Origin of the sequence: Micromonospora sp. DT62 (assembly GCF_049847285.1) — a bacterium.
GTDB lineage: Bacteria > Actinomycetota > Actinomycetes > Mycobacteriales > Micromonosporaceae > Micromonospora > Micromonospora reichwaldensis.
The window spans coordinates 329,101-347,343 of record NZ_JBNCOB010000002.1; the positions used below are offsets into that span (position 1 = coordinate 329,101).

Sequence of the window (18,243 nt, forward strand, 5' to 3'; positions counted from 1 at the left end):
GTTCCTCGATCCCGGAGCGCGCCGGTTGGCGCGTCCCCGCTTCCAGTCTCCGTCGCACGGTTGCGCTGAGTAACCCTGCCCACCCCCGGGTCGGGGGTAGGGCGAACCCTACCTCCGGCGCCCGTGACCGGCCCCGGTCAGCCCATCCGGCCGACGGCGGCCCGAAGCCGGGCCAGGTCCCGGCGGCGCCGCTCGTAGGTCGTGGCGAGCCCGATCAGCGCGAACCCGCCGATGGCCAGGAAGATCCAGCGGGGCAGCAGGTCCCAGCCACGGACCAGCTCGTGCAGCGCGAGCAGTGCCAGGGTCACCCCGCCCAGCAGCACCGGTGCCTGCCAGCGGCGGGTCGCCCCGGCGAGCACCGCGGCGAGCGCGGCGACGCCCAGCAGCAGCCGCCGCCACGGCTGGGGGTCCCCAGCCACCAGCACGGACACCAGGCTCGGCAGCAACCCGGCCGCGAGCCCCGGACCCAGCGCCAGCCAACTGTTCAACCCGGGCCGGGTACGCAGCGCCACCACGCCCGCCGCGAGAGCCAGCGCCGCCGCCGGCACCGTGTACGCCTCCAGCACCGCCACGTCCCCGGCGGCCAGCAGCAGCCAGCCGCCGAGCAGCTCACTGCCGCCGGCGATGCCCGCGAAGGCCCACCGCCGGCCCGCCGACTCGCCCCGGGGCAGCACCCGCAGCGCGACGGCGGCGCCCCACAGCACGCAGACCGCCGCGGCGTGGCGGAGCGAGCCCACCGCGAGCAGCAGCGCGACCAGCGCCACCGCCTGGGCCGCCGCGTCCAACGCCGCCGCCGTGGCCCGTCCCCGGCGGGCCGGGCCGGCCGCGACCTGACCGAGCACCGCCGCGGCGGCCAGGGTGAGTGCCGCGACGGCGAGCACGCTGAACGTGGCCGCCCGTACCGGCAGCCCGCCGGCCAGCGGCGCGACGACCGCGAGGCTGGTCGCGGCGGCCACCGCGACCAGGGCGCCGCCCAGCCGGGCGTCGTCCCGGCGGGCCGCCGCGCCGACCACCGCCGCCGCGACGACGAGCACGCCGAGGCCGACGATCGTGCCCGTCCGGGTGGCCAGCAGCCCGAGCAGCCCGGACGCCGCCAGCACCAGACCCACCGGCAGCCCGACCGGGGCGAGCAGCGGACGCGGTGCGGCCAGGGCGGCGAGCAGCACCAGGGCCACCCCGCCGAGCAGCGTGCCGACCGGCAGCACCGGCCACGGCACCCCTGCGGCCACCAGCAGCACGGGCAGCGCGGCCGCGGCGAACGGCACCGCGACCAGCGCGGCCCGCCACCAACCGGCGCCCGCCGACGCGACCGCCCCCGCCGACGGGACGGCGTCCGCGCCGGTGGGGCCGGTCCGCACGGCAGCCCGGTCCCGCCGGCCGGCCAGCACCCCGGCCACCGCCAGCACGGCCAACGCCAGGCCCACCGGGAGCGCCCCCGGGTCGGCCCGGACCGTGGGCGCCCCGGACCAGGGCGACACCTCGCCGTACGGGGCGACGAGCGCCGTCAACGCCACCGGCAGGGCGGCGGCGGCCGAGACCACGAGCAGCCCGATGCCGGCCACCCGCAGGACGACGTCGGAGCGCACCGCACCGCCCAGCGTCGCCAGCAGGACCGCCACGGCGGCGTAGAGCGTCACCGGTTCGTCGGCCGGTACGACCAGCGGCGCCAACCCGACCGCCGCGACCGCCACGGCGACCCCGCCGGAGGCGTACGCCCGCAGGTCGGGCCAGTGCCGGCGGACCGCGAGCAGCCCGACGGGCAGCAGCGCGATGGCGGCGAGCGCCGCCCGCGCCTGCCACCAGGCCGGCGCCCCGGCGGCGAGGAGGGCGACGACCGCGCCGGCCGGCACCGCGAGCGGCACGACGGCCGACGCCGCCCCGGCCACCCGGCGCTGCACGGCCGTGCCGCGCCGGCCGGCCGCCGCCACGGCGGTCCCGGCGACCAGCACCACCGCGAGCGCCGCACCCGCACCCGCCGTCGCGGCGAGCCCGACGACCAGTCCGTGCCCGAGCAAAAGGGTCCCGGCCACCCCCGCGGCCAGGACCGTCCAGGACCGGACGCCCGGACGCCCCACCGCGACGGCCAGCAGGCCCACCGCCGCCACCAGGTCCAGCGCCACCACCGCGGGCCAGGGCGACGGCCAGCCGGCCGGCACCGCCAGCACGACGGCCGCCGCGCCGATCGCGGCCAGCGCCGGCCGGGCGGCCCTCGGCAGCAACAGCCCGAAGGCGGCCACGGTCAGCGCGATCGCCACCGGAAGCTGCCACCCCCCGTCGGCGTCGGGCCCGGCCGCGGCCCCCTGCCACGGCGGCAGCGACCGGCCGGCGGTGGCGCCGGCGAGCGCGACGGCCAGCAGCACGACGAACTGCGCCATCCCGCCGGCCACCAGCAGCGCGCCGGCCCGGGGACCGGTCCGCCACCCGGCGGGCAGCAGCCGTACCGCGCCGGCCACCGCCACCACGACCAGCGCCGTGAGCAGCAGCGACAGGTCCAGCTCGACGATCGGGCGGATCACCGCGCCGGCCAGCACCGGCACCAGCAGCGCGGCGGCCACGGCGCGGAACACCGTCCCGCCGGTGAGCAGCGCGGTGCCGAGCAGGGTCAGCGCCACCAGCAGTAGCGGCGCACCGGCCAGCAGCGGAACACCGGCGGCCCGGCCGAGGGCCAGCGGTGCGAGCGCGCAGCACGCGGCCACGAACAGCGCACCCGCGTGCCCCACCCAGGCGAGGACGCGCCCGGCGAGGACCGCCGGACGTTCGCCGGACGGCGCGGGCGCCACAGCGGCCGGGGCCACGGCGCCGGCGACCGGGCCGCCAACGGTCGGGCCCACTGCCGCCGGCGTCCCGACGGCCCCGGCACCGGCCGGCGGCGTCCCGACGGCGGCACCGGCCGCCGGGGCGCCCCGGCGGCGCAGCGCGACCAGCACCGCCAGGTCGAGCAGCGCCACCCCCAGGAAGGTCATCGCCCAGCCGGCGGCGTCCGGCCGGGCGTCGACGACGAGCAGGGGCAGCACCGGCTGCGCGGTCACCAGGGCCGCGAACCACGGCACGGTCAGTCCGCTGAGCCGGGCGTACCCGGCAGCGACCGCCGCGCCGGCCCCCCCGACCAGCGCGGCGTACCGGGTGGCGGGCCAGTCCGCCACCCCGACCAGGTCCACCGACCAGGCGGCGTACCCGTCGAGCAGCACCAGCAGCAGCCCGACGGCGGCGAAGGTCTCCGCGGTGCCGCGCAGCCCGCGCCGCACCGCCACCAGCGGCGCGGCCAGGGCGAGGGCGGTGAACGCGAACAGGATCAGGGCCCGGCCGGCGACCCCCACCGACGCCCAGGCGACCGCCGTGAAGACCACCGCGGCGGTGCCCAGCAGCAGCCCACCGAGGACGAAGAGCAGGCCCTGCACCGTACGGGTGGAGGTCTCCGCCCCGCCGACCCCCGCACCCGCCGGCGCGGGCACCGGAGCGACCGGACCCCGGCCCGGCCAGGCCGGCACCGGGGTCGCGGCCGGCGGCGGGGTCACGCCCGGCGCGGGGCGGGCCGGCGCCGGGGTCGCGACGGACGCGGGGCGCACCGGCCCCGGAGCCGCGGGAGCCGCCGGGCGCGACACCGGGAACTCCGCCCGGACCGCGGCGGCCAGCGCCGCCCGACGGTGCCGGGCCGCGTTCAGTCGGCCGACGAGTCCCTGGTACGCCGCGCGGGCCCGCTCGACCTCGCCGCCGAGCGCGACGATCTCCCGGTCGAGCCGGACCACCTCGGCGGCGGCCGGGTACGGCGGTCGGCCGCAACCTGAGCAGCCGGAGCCGAGGTCGGCCGGCGCGCCGCAGGCGGGGCAGGGATAACCGGTGTTCTGCACCCGGCCATCATGGTGGCCGGCGGATCACCTGACCAGAGTGCGGGTACTCAGGGCCGGGTGTGCTCGTGCACCCAGGTGGCGTAGGCGGGGTCGCCGCTCTCCACCCGGGTGACCAGGATCTCCGGCACCTCGTACGGGTGGCTGGCCCGGATCTGCTCCACCAGCGCGGCGGCCCGGTCCGGCGCGGTCTTGAACTGCACCGACCACTCGGTGCTGGTGTCCACCCCGGAACGCCACCAGTAGGTGCTGTCCACCTGGCCGCCCACCTGGGCGCAGGCCGCGAGCCGACCGGCGACGGCCGCCGCCGCCATCACGTCCGCGACCGAGCGGGCGTCCACCACCGTCGTCACCACGCAGATCTGGTCCACCAGCGCACCCTACGCGGCACCGTCCCGATTGGCCGCGATCCACTCGTCGATCCGCGCCCACCAGTCGAAAAGCCAGTCGATCCGCTCCTGGCGGCCGGTCGGCACCTCCTCCGGCGGCACCGACCAGAAGCGCATGATGATCCGCTTGTCCATCGGCAGTTCCCGCCACACGTCGCCGACGCTCAGCATCCGGTCCAGGCCGGTGTGCGCCACGAAGATCACCCCGGCGTCGGGCGCGGCGTCCAGCGCTGCGAGCAGCCCGCCCGGCTGCGGGGCGAGCACGTGCCGCATCCGCTCCGCGCGCCGCGCCATCCGTTCGAGGCCGAGGCCGCGCAGCTTCTCGATGGCCCGCAGCCGGCGGCCGGGGGTGAAGTTGCCGCCCTCCGGAAAGATCACGAACGCGTCGTCGTCGTCCAGGCCGTGGGCCAGGTGCCCGATCTGCTCGGTCACCGACCCCCGGCGGTCCGGCCCCGGCGCGAGGAAGCGGTTCGGCAGCCGGTTGAGCAGCACGTCGACCGCCGGGTCCCACTGGAGGCTGTCCTTCAGCACGATCCGCGGCTCCCGCTTGAACCAGTTGACCAGGGCGTGGATCAGGATGAACGAGTCGCCCGGCCCGGCGTGTCGGCAGAGCACCAGCTCGGGCCGGCCGGGCAGGGCCGTGTCCGGGTCGGTGCCCACCACGTCGATGCTCAGGTGCAGCGCCCAGCGGGCGTGCCAGAAGAGCGCCCGCAGGAACCAGCCGGCGAGCACGTAGTGCGCCCGCTGGAAGCCGGGCGAGCGGACCCGCCAGCCGAAGCCGGAGGAGACCCAGAGCACGAAGAGCGCGAGCAGCGCCGCCGCGTCCCAGACCAGGTAGACGCAGCCGAGCCAGAGCAGGCGCAGCGGCCGCAGCCGGCCTGGGACCAGCGGCGAGGCGGCCGCCGCGAGCAGCGCCCAGACCGGCAGGGTCGTCACGACCAGGAAGGCCAGCAGCACCACGCCGGGGGCCAGGAGGAGCCGGCGTACCCACCGCGGCGGTAGGGGCATCAGTGCTCCAACTGCGTCGCCAGGTAGCGCCGGGAGGCCGTGTAGGCGCGGCTGATCCGCCGCCCCACCGCCGCCATGTCCCGGTACGCCCACGGCGTGTCGTCGCGCGGCTCCAGCCCGCCGGTGGGCAGCACGTGCACCTCCACCCCGTCGGGCAGGGCCGCCATCTCCCGGGCGAACCGGTGCCGCCGGGCGATCTCGAACGCGACCTGGGCGATCTCCCAGGGACGCCGGGGCGGCGTCAGCGCCCGCTCGATCCGGCCCACCTGGAGTACGAAGATCCGCGTGGCGCCCACGGCGACCGCCTCGCCGATCGGGATGGAGTTCACGATCCCGCCGTCGATGTAGTGCTGGTCGTCGATCCGGGCCGGCGGCAGGAGCCCCGGCACCGAGGCGGACGCGAGCACGGCCGGCACCAGCGGCCCGCTGTCGAACCAGTGCTCGGCGGCCCGCTCGATGTTGGCCGCGCAGCAGCGGAAGGGCACCTTGAGATCGGCGAAGGTGGTCTCCGCACCCAGCTCGGCCTCGAGCAGCTTGCGCAGCGGGCGGGGCGAGTGCAGGTGGGTACGGGCGGCGAACCGGCGCAGTTGGCGGGCCACCGAGTCGCCGTACACCTCACTCGCCTCGGGGGAAGCCCAGAGCCGGACCAGCCGGTCGGTGACCGCCTCGGACGGTTCGGCGGCGACCAGCGCGCCGTTGACCGCCCCGATCGAGGTGCCGAGCACCACGTCGGGCCGGATGCCGGCCCGGAACAGCGCCCGCAGCATGCCCACCTCGACCGCGCCGAGGACTCCCCCGCCCCCGAGCACGAAAGCCACCGGTCCCTGCGACATGCGTTCCATCCTGGCACGGGCGGAAAAGTGGCCACCCGGTGCCGGCCGGGGGGCGGCCGGGCGGTAACCCGGCGCCGGCCCGACCCGGGTCCGGCCGACACGGTCCGATCCCGGAAGGTAGCCGACCGTTGACAGGCCCGACACATTCGCGCAACCTGATAGCGCTCCCACAGCGAGGCAGGTGCGTTCCGTGAAGCCAGCACTGCACCCCGGCCGGTTGCTGGCCCGCCGGTACCGGCTCGTCGACCAGATCGGCGCCGGCGGCATGTCGGTGATCTGGCGGGCGCGCGACGAGGTGCTCGACCGGATCGTGGCGCTGAAGGTGCTCGCCCCGTCGCTCGCCGCCGACGCCCGCTTCCGCGACATGGTGCGCGAGGAGGCCCGCGCCGCCGCCCAGCTCGTCCACCCGCACGTCACCTCGGTGCACGACTACGGCGAGACCGTCGCGCCCGACGGGTCGATCACCTCGTTCGTGGTGATGGAGCTGCTGGCCGGCGAGGAGCTGGAGGTGCGCCTCACCGAGGGGCCGCTGCCGTGGGCCGAGGCGATCGAGGTCGCCGCCCAGGTGGCGGACGCGCTCGCCGCCGCGCACCGGCTCGGCATCGTGCACCGGGACATCACCCCGGCCAACGTGATGATGACCCGGGCGGGGGTCAAGGTGCTCGACTTCGGCATCGCCACCCGGATCGGCGCGCCGGACGACGACGAGGACGGGGGCACCTTCGGCACGCCCGCGTACGTGGCGCCGGAACGGCTCGACGGGGCACCCGCCCAGCCGGCCACCGACGTGTACTCCCTCGGCGTGCTGCTCTACGAGGCGCTGACCGGTCGGGTGCCGTACCCGGCGGACACCTGGGAGCAGCTCAGCGAGGCGCTCGCCGGGGAGGGCCCGCCCTCGCTGGCCGACCTGCCGGGACTGCCGCCGGAGGTCGCCCGCACCTGCCTGCGCTGCCTGGAGCGGGACCCGCTGGCGCGGCCCACCGCCCGCCAGGTCGCCACCCTCCTGCGCGACCAACTGCTCCCCGCCGATCCGCAGGCCGCCACCATGCTCGCGCCGACGGTCACCCTCCCGACCCTGCCCGCCCCGCCGGCCACCCCGGCCCCGGGGGGCGGGACGGAGCCGGCGGACGGGACGGTGCCAGGCACGGAAGGACCGGGCGGCGGGTCCGAGCCGCACGGCGCCCGCCACGCCCGGGAGCGCCGTCGGCGCCGCCTGCCGCGCCCGGTGCTGATCGTGCCGGTCGTACTGCTCGTGGGGGTGGCCCTGGCCGTGCCCGCGATCCGGCAGGAGGAGCCGAGCCCGCCCCGGTCGCTGCCCACCACCGGCCCGGCCGATCCACCGCCCTCCCCCACGCCCACGGCCGACGCCGCACCACCCCCGGCGGCCTCCTCGACCCCGACGTCCGCCCCGCCGGTCGCGCCCCGGCCGACCCCGACGGCCCCGGAACGCGGCGACCTCATCGAGGCGGCCAACCGGGTCGACGGGCTGATCGGCGCCGGTCTCGACGACGGGGGGATCCGACCCGACGTCGGCCTCGACTTCCGCAACGAGCTGCGTAACCTGACCGACGCGGCCCGCGCCCGCTCGGGCGACCTGGGCGAGCGGATCGCCCGGCTCCGCGAGAAGGTCGCGGTCCGGCGCGGCGAGGGCGCCCTCACCGACGCGTACGCCCGCCGGCTGGACAGCGCGATCACCGCGCTCGGGGCGGCGCGGGTCTGACCGCCGGCGGTCAGCGGGCCCGGGCCCGGACCGGCTCCCGGGCGGCCTCGGGCGAAGCCGCCTCCGCGATGAAGCGGCGGTACACCTCCTCGTAGCCGGTGGCCATCCGCCCGGTGGAGAAGTTCTCCGCCACGTGCGCGACGCAGGCCGCCGGGTCGATGCCCGTCGCCGCGCGCAGGGCGCTGGGCAGCTCGTCCACGTGCTCGCAGATCAGGCCGGTCCTTCCCGGTCGGACGAGTTCCGGCACCGCGCCCCGGTCCAGCGCCACCACCGGCGTCCCGGTCGCCATCGCCTCCACCATCACCATGCCGAACGGCTCGTCCCACCGGATCGGCATGATCAGGCAGCGGGCCTCGACCAGCAGCCGCAGCGCCTCGGCCCGGTCGGCGTCGAGCACCACCCGGACGTCCTCGCCGAGCAGGGGCCGGACCACCTGGTCGTAGTAGCGGCGCTCGGCCGGCTCGTTGCACTTGCCGGCCAGCACCAGCGGCAGGCCGGCCGCCCGGCAGGCCCGGATGGCGACGTCCGGGCCCTTGTCGGGGCTGAACCGGGCCAGCCAGAGCACCGGCCCCCGCCCGGGGGTGGTCTTGTGCGGGACGCCCCGGACGTCCATCGCGTTGTGCACCGTGCCGACCCAGTGCAGCGGCGGGTTGAGCCGGCGCTGGGCATGCGAGATGGCCACCAGCCCGACCCCCCGGTCGGTCTCGCTGAGCACGTCGCCGTACTCGCCCACGGGGTTGCCGTGCACGGTGGCCACGGTGGGCACGGCCCGGTGGCCGGCGATCAGCGGGCCGATGGTGGTGTGGTCGTGGACGATGTCGAAGTCGCCGGCGTGGACCCGGTGGTTGACCCGGGCCAGGTGGGCCAGCTCGGGCAGCGCCTCGCCGAGCCGGTCGAACTGGAGTTCGGGCACCGTCGAGACGAACGCCGCCGCGGTCCCGTGCTCCCGGCCCGCCCCGAACACGGTGACCGCGTGGCCCCGGTCGACCAGCGTCTCCACCAGGCCGGTCACCACCTGTTCCAGCCCGCCGTAGCCGGGCGGCGGCACCGACAGCCACGGCGGCACCACCATCGCGATCCGCAACGGCCGCGTTGCCGATCGGTCGGGCGACGGATGGTTCACGGCCACGGATTCCTCCCCCTCGGTCACTGCTGTGGCATCACCGGACCGGCCCCGCCGCGACCGGTGCCCGCTGGGCGGGCGGGATCGACGACGGGTTCCCGGCGGCGGCGCCACTAAACGGGACGATCCGGGCGGTCAGCCGCCCACGAGGAGCTGCTCCCGCACCGCCCGTACCCCCTCGCCGGACCAGGCCACCCGCTCCGCCTCGTCCCGTTCCCACCAGGAGCGCACCACCCCGGTGAGCACGACCGTGTCCCCGTCCACCTCGACGGTCACCCGCTCCGTGCCGATGCCGCGCCCCAGCGCCCGCTGGAGGTCGCGCCGGAGCCGCTCGCTGTCGGTACGGGCGACGGGCCGCACCTCGACCAGGTTGGTCACCCCGCGTACGCCCCGCAGCCGGCGCAACTCCCGCTCGGCGGTGCGCCGCTGCCAGCCGAACTCCACCTCGCCACGGAGCATCACCCAGCCGTTGGCCACGGTGACGTCCAGCCGCTCGGCGGGGACGAAGCTGTCCCACTCCAGCGCCCGGCCCGCCGCGATCGCGATCTCGGCGTCCGTACGCCCCGGCTCGCCGGGCAGGCGCACCTCGACGTCGTCGGCGACCGCCCGCACCCCCCGTACGCGCTGCGCGCAGCGCCGCGCCGCCCACTTCCGCGCGTACCCGTCGACCCAGCCGGTCAGGGCGACCACGCCGTCGTGGACGGTCACCCCGATCTCGTTCGGCTGCGCCTGGGCGTCCCACGCCAGTTCGTCGAGCACGTCCCGCTGAATCCGCTCGTCGGTTCGAACGGCCGCTGCCGTGGTCATCGCACCCTCCGTACGCCTCGCCGGTCCTGACTGCCGACGATTCCGGCGCGACGGGTGACGGCGGCTCACCCGCACCGGGTGAACCGCCGTCAGAGGGAGCGACGGGTGACGGAGCCAACCCCCTTGGCCCCGCCACCCGCCGCCCGGAGGGAGGAGGAATGTCTTCGGTTGTCGGTTACGACGTCTCGGCGAGCGTCACGGTCGCCCTGGCTTCGGCGCCGTTGCGCTTGTAGGTCACCTCGACCCGGTCGCCGACCTTGCCGGCCTGCACGGCGCCGACCAGGTCGTCCGAGTCGTTGACCGCCTTGTCGCCGAACCGGGTGACCACGTCGCCGCGCTGCAAGCCGGCCTTCTCGGCGGGGCTGCCCGGCGTGACGGCGGCGACCAGGGCCCCGCCGCCCTCGGCGGGGGTCACGCTGACCCCGAGCGACGGGTGGCTGACCTTCTCGCCCCGCTGGAGCTTGCCGGCCACGTCCTTGGCCTTGTTGCTGGGGATGGCGAAGCCGACGCCGATGTTGCCGCTGCTGCCCTGCCCGGCGGTGGCGATCGCGGTGTTGATGCCGATCACCTCGCCCCTGGTGTTGACAAGTGCGCCGCCGGAGTTGCCGGGGTTGATCGGCGCGTCGGTCTGGAGCAGCCCGGCGATCGAGCTGGCCCCCTGCGCCGGGTCCTGCCGCTGCTGCCCGCTGCCCGCCTGGATGGTGCGGTCCCGGGCGCTGAGGATGCCGGCGGTGACCGAGCCCTGGAGGCCCAGCGGGCTGCCGAGGGCGAGCACCTGGTCGCCGACCTGCATCGCGTCGCTGTCGCCGAAGGTGGCCGCCTTGAGGCCGCTGACGCCGTTGGCCTTCACCACCGCCAGGTCGGTCTTCGGGTCGGTGCCGACGATCTTGGCCTCGGCGGTCTTGCCGTCGGCGAAGGTCACCACGGCCTTGCCGTCGGTGGCGGAGGCGACCACGTGGTTGTTGGTGAGCACGAAGCCGTCGGCGGTGAGGATCACGCCGGAGCCCTCGCCGTTGTCCGTGCCGATCGAGACCACGCTGGGCTGCACGGCAGCGGCGATCCGGGGCAGGTCGGCGCCGTTGATGATCGGCGCGGCGGAGTAGGTGCGGGTGATGCCCGAGTCGCCGTCGACGGCGAGCGCGAGCGCCCCGCCGGCGACGCCCGAGCCGAGCATCAGCGCGAAGACCGCCACCCCGGCGCCGGCGAACTTGGCGATCCGGCTGGGCCGGGGGCCCGCCGTCTGCGGGGCCGCCCAGGGCGGGACGGGCTGGCCGGAGGGGTGCGGCTGGTGACCGTACGGCTGTCCCGGCTGTCCCCCGCCGCTCCAGCCGGACTGCTGGCCGTACCACGGCGCGCCGGGGGCCTGCGGGTAGCCGGACTGCGGGTGACCTGGCTGCCCGGCGCCCTGGGGGTAGCCGGGCTGACCCGCAGCCTGCGGGTAACCGGACTGGCCCGCGGCCTGCGGGTAACCGGCCTGGCCCGCCGCGTGCGGGTGACCGGGCTGGCCGGCGGCCTGCGGATGCGCCGGCTGGAACTGGCCGGCGGTCGGGTGCTGCGGAACGGCCGGGGCGGGCGCGAAGGGGCCGGGCGGGGTGGGCCGGTCGAGCGGACCGACACCCTCGGGGGCGCGGGCCGGCTCGGCGGCGCGCGGGCCGCCGTCGCCGGCCGGCGGGCCGTCGGCGGCCGGGCCCGACCCGGCGGTACGCGGCGTCTCGCCGCCCAGTGGGGCGAAGCCACCGGCGGCCGGGGCGGAGTCACCGCCGGGCGCGGTGCCGAACCTGACGGTCGGGGCGGAGTCACCGGCGACCGGGGCGGAGTCGCCGCCGGGCACGGTGGTCAGGCCGACGGTCGGGGCGGAGTCAGCGGCGGGGGCGGAGTCGGACTGCGCGCGCTCGGCGCGCGGCAGCTCGGCGGTGGGGTGCGACGGCTCGGCGTCGGGGTGTGCCGGCCGGCGCTGCGGGTCGGACTCGTGCTCGGTCATGTCTCCACCTTGACGCGCACCACTGCGATCCGCCTGGAACGCACCTGAATGTTGGCTGAAAGTCACTCGCCATCGCCCTCGTCGTCCGGCACGAGCGGGAGCCGGACCCGGAAGGTCGCTCCCCCGCCGGGGGTCTCGGCCACCTCGACGGTGCCGTGGTGGGCGCGCACCAGCGCCGCGACGATGGCCAGGCCGAGGCCGGTGCCGGTGTTGCCGCCGGCCCGCCGGGTGCGCGCCGCGTCCACCCGGTAGAAGCGCTCGAAGACCCGCTCCGCCTGCTCCGGGGTTAGCCCGGGACCGGTGTCCGCCACTTCGACCACGGCCAGGTTCCCGGGCTCGGCGCGCAGCCGCAGGGTCACCGAGGCCTCCGGCGGGGTGTGCGTGAGCGAGTTGGTCATCAGGTTGCCGATGATCTGGCGCAGCCGGGCGTCGTCGCCGTAGACCACCAGCGGACCGGAGCCGGGGGTGACCTCCAGCTCGATCCGGCGCTCCGGCGCCACCGCCCGGGCAGCCTCGACCGCCTCGCTGGCCAGCACGGGCAGCTCCACCGGGGCGAGGGCGAGCGGTCGCTCCCGGTCCAGCCGGGCGAGCAGCAGCAGGTCCTCCACCAGCAGCCCCATCCGGGCCGCCTCCTGCTCGATGCGGCGCAGCAGGTCGGCGGTCTGCTCCGGCGCGCTCGCCGCGCCCTGCCGGTACAGCTCGGAGAAGCCCCGGATGGTGGTCAGCGGCGTCCGCAGCTCGTGCGAGGCGTCCGCGACGAACTGCCGCATCCGCTCCTCGGAGCGGCGGGCCCGCGCCTCGGAGGCCCGCGCCGAGCCGGCCGCCTCCCGGGCGGCGGCCTCGGCGGACCGGGCGGCCAGCTCCGAGGCGGCCCGCGCGGTGAAGGCGACCTCGATCTGGTTCAGCATGGCGTTCAACGCCCGGGAGAGCCGCCCCAGCTCGGACGTGGGGACGGGCTGCCCCTGCTCCGGGTCGGGCACCCGCCGGGTCAGGTCGCCACCGGCGATGGCGGCGGCCGTACGTTCTATCTCCACCAGCGGCTTCAGGCTGGTCCGGACGATCGCCGCGCCGATGGAGGCAAGCAGGACCAGCACCGCGCCGCCGACCAGCAGGTCTATCCAGACCAGTCGCTTGACGGCGCGGTCGACGTCGGTGAGGTGCTGCCCGACGGCCAGGACCTCGCCGTCGGGCAGCTGGGTGTAGAGCATCCGCCAGCGGGACCTGTGGTCCTGGGAGGTGACCGTGCGCGGCTCGCCGGTCTCCTCGGCGAAACCCGCGACGGTGTCGGGGAGTCGCGGCAGCTGGTCGGACCGGAAGTTGCGGGTGTCGTACACGGGCGACATCACCCCGCCCGGCTCGGCCAGGGCCACGACGAAGTCGCTGGGCAGCACGGTGCCGCCCGCCCTGCCCTCCTTGTAGAGGTTGAGCACCGCGTCGACCGAGCGGGTGGTGCCGCGCAGTTCCCCGTCCACCTGCTCGATGAGGTAGCCGCGGAGGAAGACGGTGGTCAGCGAGCTGATCACCAGGAGCGCGGCGGCGACCAGGGCCAGCACCGCGGCGACCAGCTTGACCCGCAGCGGGACGCTGCGCAGCCGCGCCTTGCCCTGGTCGAGTGGTTTCACGCCGCCGGCTTGCGCAGGACGTAGCCGACGCCTCGGAGGGTGTGGATCAGCCGGGGCTGGGTGTTGTCGACCTTGCGGCGCAGGTACGAGATGTAGGACTCGACGATGTTGTCGTCGCCCCGGAAGTCGTAGTTCCACACGTGGTCGAGGATCTGCGCCTTGGACAGCACCCGGTTGGCGTTCAGCATCAGGTAGCGCAGCAGCTTGAACTCGGTCGGCGAGAGCTGCACCCGTTGGCCGGCCCGGTGCACCTCGTGGGTCTCCTCGTCCAGCTCCAGGTCGGCGAAGGTGAGCCGGGAGGGCGTCTGCTCGCCGCTGCTGGTCCGCCGCAGCACCGCCCGGATCCGGGCGGTCAGCTCCTCCAGGCTGAACGGCTTGGTGACGTAGTCGTCCCCGCCCAGGGTCAGCCCCCGGATCTTGTCGTCGGTCGCGTCACGGGCGGTGAGGAAGACCACCGGCGTACGGGTGCCGCCCTCGCGCAGCATCCGGATGACCTCGAAGCCGTCCAGGTCGGGCAGCATCACGTCGAGCACCACCAGGTCGGGCCGGTGGTCCTTGGCGGCGTTGAGAGCGGCGCTGCCGCTCGTCGCGGTGGCCACGTCGAAGCCCGCGAAGCGCAGACTCGCGGAGAGCAGTTCGAGGATGTTGGGATCGTCCTCGACGACGAGCAGTCGCGCCTCGGTCTGGGTAGCGGCCATGCCGCCCATCATCCGCGCTCTCGCTGCGTCCGCGCTGGGCACTCGCTGGAAAGTAGCTGTGAGGCGGCGTCGGGCTCAGCGCAGCAGCCGGCGCAGCCCGTCCAGCGCGCCGTCGAGCAGCCGGATGGCCGTACGCAGCTGCGAGTCGCTGAGCCGGCGGGCCCGGACCAGGGCGCCCACCTCGACGGCGAAGGTCGCCAGCCGCTGGTCGAACTCGGCCAGCGTGGCGGTGGACGCGGACGCCGGCCCAGGTTCCGACGACGCACCGAACGCGGGCGACGGGCCGGCGGGAGGTACGGGCGACGGGCCGGGGGCGGGGGTCGGGCCGGAGCCGGGGGGCGCCCAGCGGGGACGACGGGTCTGCCGGGCCGCCTCGCGCAGCTCCCGCTTCAGGTCGCGGACGGAGCCGCGTACCTCGTTCTGGATCTCTCCGGCCAGGGCGGACAGGTCCTCCACCGAGGCGGCGATGTCCGACTCCAGGGCGGTCAGCTCGCCGGCCCGCTGCCGCAGCTCGGCCTGGCCCGCCTCGGTGATCTCGTAGACCTTGCGGCCACCGGCGGCGGTGTGGGTGACCAGCCCGTCGGCCTCCAGCCGCTGCAACCGGGGATAGATGGTGCCGGCGCTGGGCGCGTAGAGGCCGAGGAAGCGCTCCTCCAGCAGGCGGATCAGCTCGTAGCCGTGCTTCGGGCCGTCGTCGAGGAGCTTGAGCAGGTAGAGCCGGAGCCGCCCGTGACTGAACACGGCGGTCACGGCAGCTCCTCCTCGTCGTCGTCCACCGGGCGGGCGAGCAGCGCGATGCTGCCCGACGTGGCGGACGCGGAGAGCCTACCCTCGCCCGCGCCGAGCACGCCCTCGCTGTCCACCACGGATCCGGGGACGGCGCTGCCCCGCACCTCGGGGAAGCCGCTGGTGATCCGACCCGACGTGGTGTGCAGCCGGACGGCCAGGTCGCTGTCCGCGCGGACCCGGACGGTGATGCTGCCGGAGACCGTGCTGAGCCGGATGTCGCTGCGCCGGGGGTTGTCCAGGTCGCAGGTGATGGCCCCGGAGACGGTGTGCGCGCGGACCCGCCCGGCCGCGCTGTCAGCGAGGGTCACCTCTCCCGCGACGGTCTCCAGGTCCAGGTCGCCGGCCACCCCCAGCGCCTCGACCGGGCCCGCCATGGTCTTCGCCGACGTCCGGCCGTGAAGGCCCATCAGGGCGATCCGGCCGGAGGTCACCTCCATCCGGGTCTCGCCGCGCAGTCCCGACGCGACCAGCGAACCCTCCACCAGTTCCAGGTCGGCCAGCACGTCGGCCGGGACCGCGACGGAGACGTCGACCCGGGGCAGCCGGGACAGCGGGCCCAGCCAGAAGACGTGGTCCGCGAGCCGCCAGCGTCGCTGCTGGCGTACGGAGAGCCGGCCGTCGCGGTGCTCCACCAGGACCGGCCGGCGTCCGACCCGGGTGATGTCGACCCGGGGCGGCCCGTCGGTGGCCACCACGTTGAGGCGACCGCTGAGCAGGTGGACGTCGAGTCGGCCGACGGGCCCGTCCAGGGTGATCCGCTGCGGGGCGTGCACGGTCCAGTCGGTCATCGGTCCTCCCTCCACGGCGTGCCGCGTCGCCGGCACGTCGGATGGCAGGACACTAACGCGATACATCGCGATATGACAAGCGCCGGCGTGACGGCCTCACGGCACCGGTTCCACGAGCGGCCGGCGGTACGGGCCCCAAGCCACGAAGCGGTCGAACATGGCCCGAGGGCTGGGGCCGCCGCGGGGGTCGAGGTGGTAGAGGTCGCGCATCGCCTCGTACATCAGGCCGGCCAGGTAGATCGTGAGGCTCTGCTGCGCGCCCTCGTGCTCGGCCTTGAGCAACAGTCGCGCGGTAGCGCAGGGCCACGGCTGGCCGCACGAGCGACAACCCCAGTGCGGTCGCAGCGGCGTGTGCGGCGGCCGGCCCTCGATCCGGTGGCGGGGCCGCTCGGGACTCGGTCCGGGGCCGGGCTGCGGGAGCCGGGTGGAGAGCGCGGGCCTCACCAGCGCCCCCCGTTCATCCGGCGCGCCCGCCCGGCGGCGGCGAGATCGGCCGCGCCGTACCACAGGATCTCGGTCGCGTCGTTCGCCCTCGGCCCGACCGGAGGCGGCGCGAAGGGCCCGATGGGGCCGGGGATGTACGGAGCCGGCCTGCCCGGGCGGGGCGGCGGGTGCGGTGCCGGAGCGGGCTTCGGCCGCGCGCCCCACACCCCCGGTGCCGGCTTCGGCCGCCGGCTCCGGATCTCCCGCCGCTCCGCGCAGTTCGGGCAGGCGCAGTGCCGTCCGCACCGACTCCGGTGCCAGCCTCCACGGTGACCCACTTTCTCCCCCACCCCGCTGTCGAGGTGGGCCGCCCCGCCACGGGAAAGCGGGGCGGCCCCGGCAGGACCCGCCCACGTCCTCGACGACGGCGAACGGGTCCGCGTGGTGACAGTCTGGTGAGGACACCACTACCGTCGACACATGCTCGCCGCATCCGCGCAGGTCAACGAGCCGGTCGAGCGGGCACGGGAGACACGCCGACGGGATCGAGCAGAATGTGGGGAATCGATGGGCACCGCCACCAACTACGTGCTGGGTGAGCTACGCACGTTCCGCGCTCAGCTCGGCCTGAGCCAGGACGACTTCGGCAGGACGATCGGCTACTCCGGGTCGCACGTCAGCTCCGTCGAGACGGGCGGTCGCCCGCCGACCCGGGAGTACATGAAGGCGATCGACGACCAGCACGACACGGGCGAGCGGTTCGGCCGGATGCTCCGTGAGCTGGCCCGGCTGGACGCCACGCCGGCCTGGCTGCGGGAGTGGATCGAGTTCGAGCGGGAGGCGGCGACGTTGCGCTGGTTCGAGCTGGCGTACGTGCCGGGCCTGCTCCAGACCGAACGCTACGCCCGCGCCACGCTGGCGGGGGGCCGTTTCACGGCCGACGAGGTCGAGCGGATCGTCGCGTCCAGGCTGGAGCGTCAGGCGATCCTCGGCCGGGAGCGGCCACCCCAGCTCATCGCCGTCGTCGACGAGGCCGTGCTGCGCCGGCCGGTGCTCGACCAACCGGGGCTCATGGCCGAGCAGCTCGATCACCTGGTGGCCCTCGCGACGCAGGAACACGTGCAGCTCCACGTCGTCCCGGCCGACGCCGGCATGTATCTCGGACTGGCCGGCCAGTTCATCATCGCCGAGCTGCCGGACGGCACCCGCGTGGCCCATGCGGACAACCAGCTCAGCGCGCAGATCGTCGACGCATCCACCGACATTGCTAGGCTGGCCAGGACGTGGGAGATCGTGCGGAACGAGGCCCTCCCCCGCCGGCAGTCGACCGTGCTGATCAAGGAGGTGGCGAAGTCATGGACGTGATGACCCCGCGGTGGCGTAAGTCGACGAGATCCGGCGGCAACGGCGGTTCCTGCGTCGAGGTCGCCGACAACCTGCCGGGCGTCGTGCTGGTACGCGACACCAAGGACCGCGAGGGCGGCACCCTCCACTTCGACTCCCGGGCGTGGCAGTCGTTCGTCGGCCTGGCCAGGCGGATCGGCCCGGTCGGCTGATCCGCCCCTCCCCGTGAGGCTAGGCGCGTCCTGATCCGCTCCTGCGGGTGAGACCCGGCGCCCCGGTCCGCTGCTGCGCATGAGAGCCACCGTCGCGGCGCACGGTTCAGCGGGTGGCGCGCAGGTCCCGGGCGAGATGCGAGCGCCGGAGCCCCACCGTGGCGAGGCGCCGCAGGTCGGCCCGGTTGTCGTGCATGAGCTGCACGTGGAAGTAGTTGACGTATTCGAGCGCGGCGAAGAGCCCGAAGGCCAGCCCCGGGTACGACTGCGCGCCGGGCGTCCGCACGGCGGCCACGGCGCAGGCGATGATCACGGCGGCCAGGAGGATCGGCAGGGCGGCGCGGGCGGTGACGAAGTGGCGCCGGCCGGGCAGGCGCGGCTCCCCACGGCGCAACTGCCGGAGCTTGAGCGCCCAGTAGGCCGCGCCCACCACGAGCAGGGCCGCGAACGCCCCGAAGCCGGCAAGGTTCGCCACCGTCGGCGGCAGGCCCACCAGCTGGAACCACACCCACGCCTGCAGAGGGACGTTCAGCAGCTCCCAGCCGGCGAGCGAGCGGAGCCGGCGCCGGGCCGCCTCGCGGGTCGGGCCGGCCGGCAGGTGAGGACTGGGCACGGCCCCACAGTGGCACAGCACCGGAAGAACGCCGGTGCGCGGGCTGGC

At 76.0% G+C, this 18,243-nt stretch carries 16 protein-coding genes; 3 read left to right on the forward strand and 13 right to left on the reverse strand.

What is annotated here, in order from left to right; all coding sequences use genetic code 11:
• Positions 1-137 precede the first annotated feature (137 nt).
• The 4 genes from ACPXCB_RS05020 to ACPXCB_RS05035 are packed head-to-tail and all read right to left on the reverse strand — an operon-like array spanning position 138 to position 6,075.
• Positions 138-3,848, reverse strand: a complete 3,711-nt coding sequence (locus ACPXCB_RS05020; RefSeq protein ID WP_425872607.1) for an SCO7613 C-terminal domain-containing membrane protein — start codon at positions 3,846-3,848, stop codon at positions 138-140.
• Between the two features lie 47 nt (positions 3,849-3,895).
• Positions 3,896-4,216, reverse strand: coding sequence for a divalent-cation tolerance protein CutA (cutA, locus tag ACPXCB_RS05025; protein WP_151455675.1), 321 nt, complete (start codon positions 4,214-4,216; stop codon positions 3,896-3,898).
• A 9-nt stretch (positions 4,217-4,225) separates the two neighbouring features.
• Positions 4,226-5,242 carry a 1-acyl-sn-glycerol-3-phosphate acyltransferase gene (locus ACPXCB_RS05030; RefSeq protein ID WP_425872609.1) on the reverse strand — a complete coding sequence of 339 codons (1,017 nt, stop codon included), beginning with the start codon at positions 5,240-5,242 and terminating at the stop codon, positions 4,226-4,228.
• Positions 5,242-6,075 carry a patatin-like phospholipase family protein gene (locus tag ACPXCB_RS05035; RefSeq protein WP_132231132.1) on the reverse strand — a complete coding sequence of 278 codons (834 nt, stop codon included), beginning with the start codon at positions 6,073-6,075 and terminating at the stop codon, positions 5,242-5,244. Before ACPXCB_RS05035 ends, ACPXCB_RS05030 begins: the two co-directional genes overlap by 1 nt.
• A gap of 190 nt (positions 6,076-6,265) precedes the next feature.
• Between ACPXCB_RS05035 and ACPXCB_RS05040 the strand changes: the two genes are divergently transcribed.
• On the forward strand, positions 6,266-7,795 hold the full coding sequence (locus ACPXCB_RS05040; RefSeq protein ID WP_425872611.1) for a serine/threonine-protein kinase: 1,530 nt from the start codon (positions 6,266-6,268) through the stop codon (positions 7,793-7,795).
• A gap of 10 nt (positions 7,796-7,805) precedes the next feature.
• Here the strand turns inward: ACPXCB_RS05040 and ACPXCB_RS05045 are convergent, their stop codons facing one another.
• The 8 genes from ACPXCB_RS05045 to ACPXCB_RS05080 all read right to left on the reverse strand — a co-directional run bounded on the left by ACPXCB_RS05045 (position 7,806) and on the right by ACPXCB_RS05080 (position 16,047).
• Positions 7,806-8,867 (reverse strand): glycosyltransferase family 4 protein, encoded by a 1,062-nt coding sequence (locus tag ACPXCB_RS05045; RefSeq protein WP_425872894.1) that lies wholly within the window; start codon positions 8,865-8,867, stop codon positions 7,806-7,808.
• Between the two features lie 186 nt (positions 8,868-9,053).
• Positions 9,054-9,725 carry a BON domain-containing protein gene (locus ACPXCB_RS05050; RefSeq protein ID WP_311413064.1) on the reverse strand — a complete coding sequence of 224 codons (672 nt, stop codon included), beginning with the start codon at positions 9,723-9,725 and terminating at the stop codon, positions 9,054-9,056.
• A gap of 175 nt (positions 9,726-9,900) precedes the next feature.
• Positions 9,901-11,706 carry a trypsin-like peptidase domain-containing protein gene (locus ACPXCB_RS05055; RefSeq protein WP_425872614.1) on the reverse strand — a complete coding sequence of 602 codons (1,806 nt, stop codon included), beginning with the start codon at positions 11,704-11,706 and terminating at the stop codon, positions 9,901-9,903.
• Between the two features lie 62 nt (positions 11,707-11,768).
• A complete protein-coding gene (locus ACPXCB_RS05060) occupies positions 11,769-13,328 on the reverse strand; it encodes a HAMP domain-containing sensor histidine kinase (RefSeq protein ID WP_311413062.1) in 1,560 nt (519 codons plus the stop codon).
• Entirely contained in the window at positions 13,325-14,026 is a 702-nt protein-coding gene (locus ACPXCB_RS05065) for a response regulator transcription factor (RefSeq protein ID WP_151457730.1), read from the reverse strand. The genes ACPXCB_RS05060 and ACPXCB_RS05065 overlap by 4 nt, the downstream gene beginning before the upstream one ends.
• A gap of 75 nt (positions 14,027-14,101) precedes the next feature.
• Entirely contained in the window at positions 14,102-14,776 is a 675-nt protein-coding gene (locus tag ACPXCB_RS05070; protein ID WP_425872616.1) for a PadR family transcriptional regulator, read from the reverse strand.
• Positions 14,773-15,603 carry a DUF4097 family beta strand repeat-containing protein gene (locus ACPXCB_RS05075; protein ID WP_425872618.1) on the reverse strand — a complete coding sequence of 277 codons (831 nt, stop codon included), beginning with the start codon at positions 15,601-15,603 and terminating at the stop codon, positions 14,773-14,775. The genes ACPXCB_RS05070 and ACPXCB_RS05075 overlap by 4 nt, the downstream gene beginning before the upstream one ends.
• A gap of 96 nt (positions 15,604-15,699) precedes the next feature.
• Positions 15,700-16,047 carry a hypothetical protein gene (locus ACPXCB_RS05080; RefSeq protein ID WP_425872620.1) on the reverse strand — a complete coding sequence of 116 codons (348 nt, stop codon included), beginning with the start codon at positions 16,045-16,047 and terminating at the stop codon, positions 15,700-15,702.
• 546 nt (positions 16,048-16,593) lie between these two features.
• Here ACPXCB_RS05080 and ACPXCB_RS05085 point away from each other — a divergent pair.
• Positions 16,594-17,391, forward strand: coding sequence for a helix-turn-helix domain-containing protein (locus ACPXCB_RS05085; RefSeq protein ID WP_151456608.1), 798 nt, complete (start codon positions 16,594-16,596; stop codon positions 17,389-17,391).
• Complete coding sequence (locus ACPXCB_RS05090; RefSeq protein WP_225852412.1) at positions 17,382-17,582, forward strand: DUF397 domain-containing protein; 201 nt, start codon at positions 17,382-17,384, stop codon at positions 17,580-17,582. Before ACPXCB_RS05085 ends, ACPXCB_RS05090 begins: the two co-directional genes overlap by 10 nt.
• Before the next feature lie 106 nt (positions 17,583-17,688).
• Here the strand turns inward: ACPXCB_RS05090 and ACPXCB_RS05095 are convergent, their stop codons facing one another.
• Positions 17,689-18,195: a hypothetical protein gene (locus ACPXCB_RS05095; RefSeq protein ID WP_425872622.1), complete on the reverse strand. Its 507-nt coding sequence runs from the start codon at positions 18,193-18,195 to the stop codon at positions 17,689-17,691.
• Between the last annotated feature and the right edge of the window lie 48 nt (positions 18,196-18,243).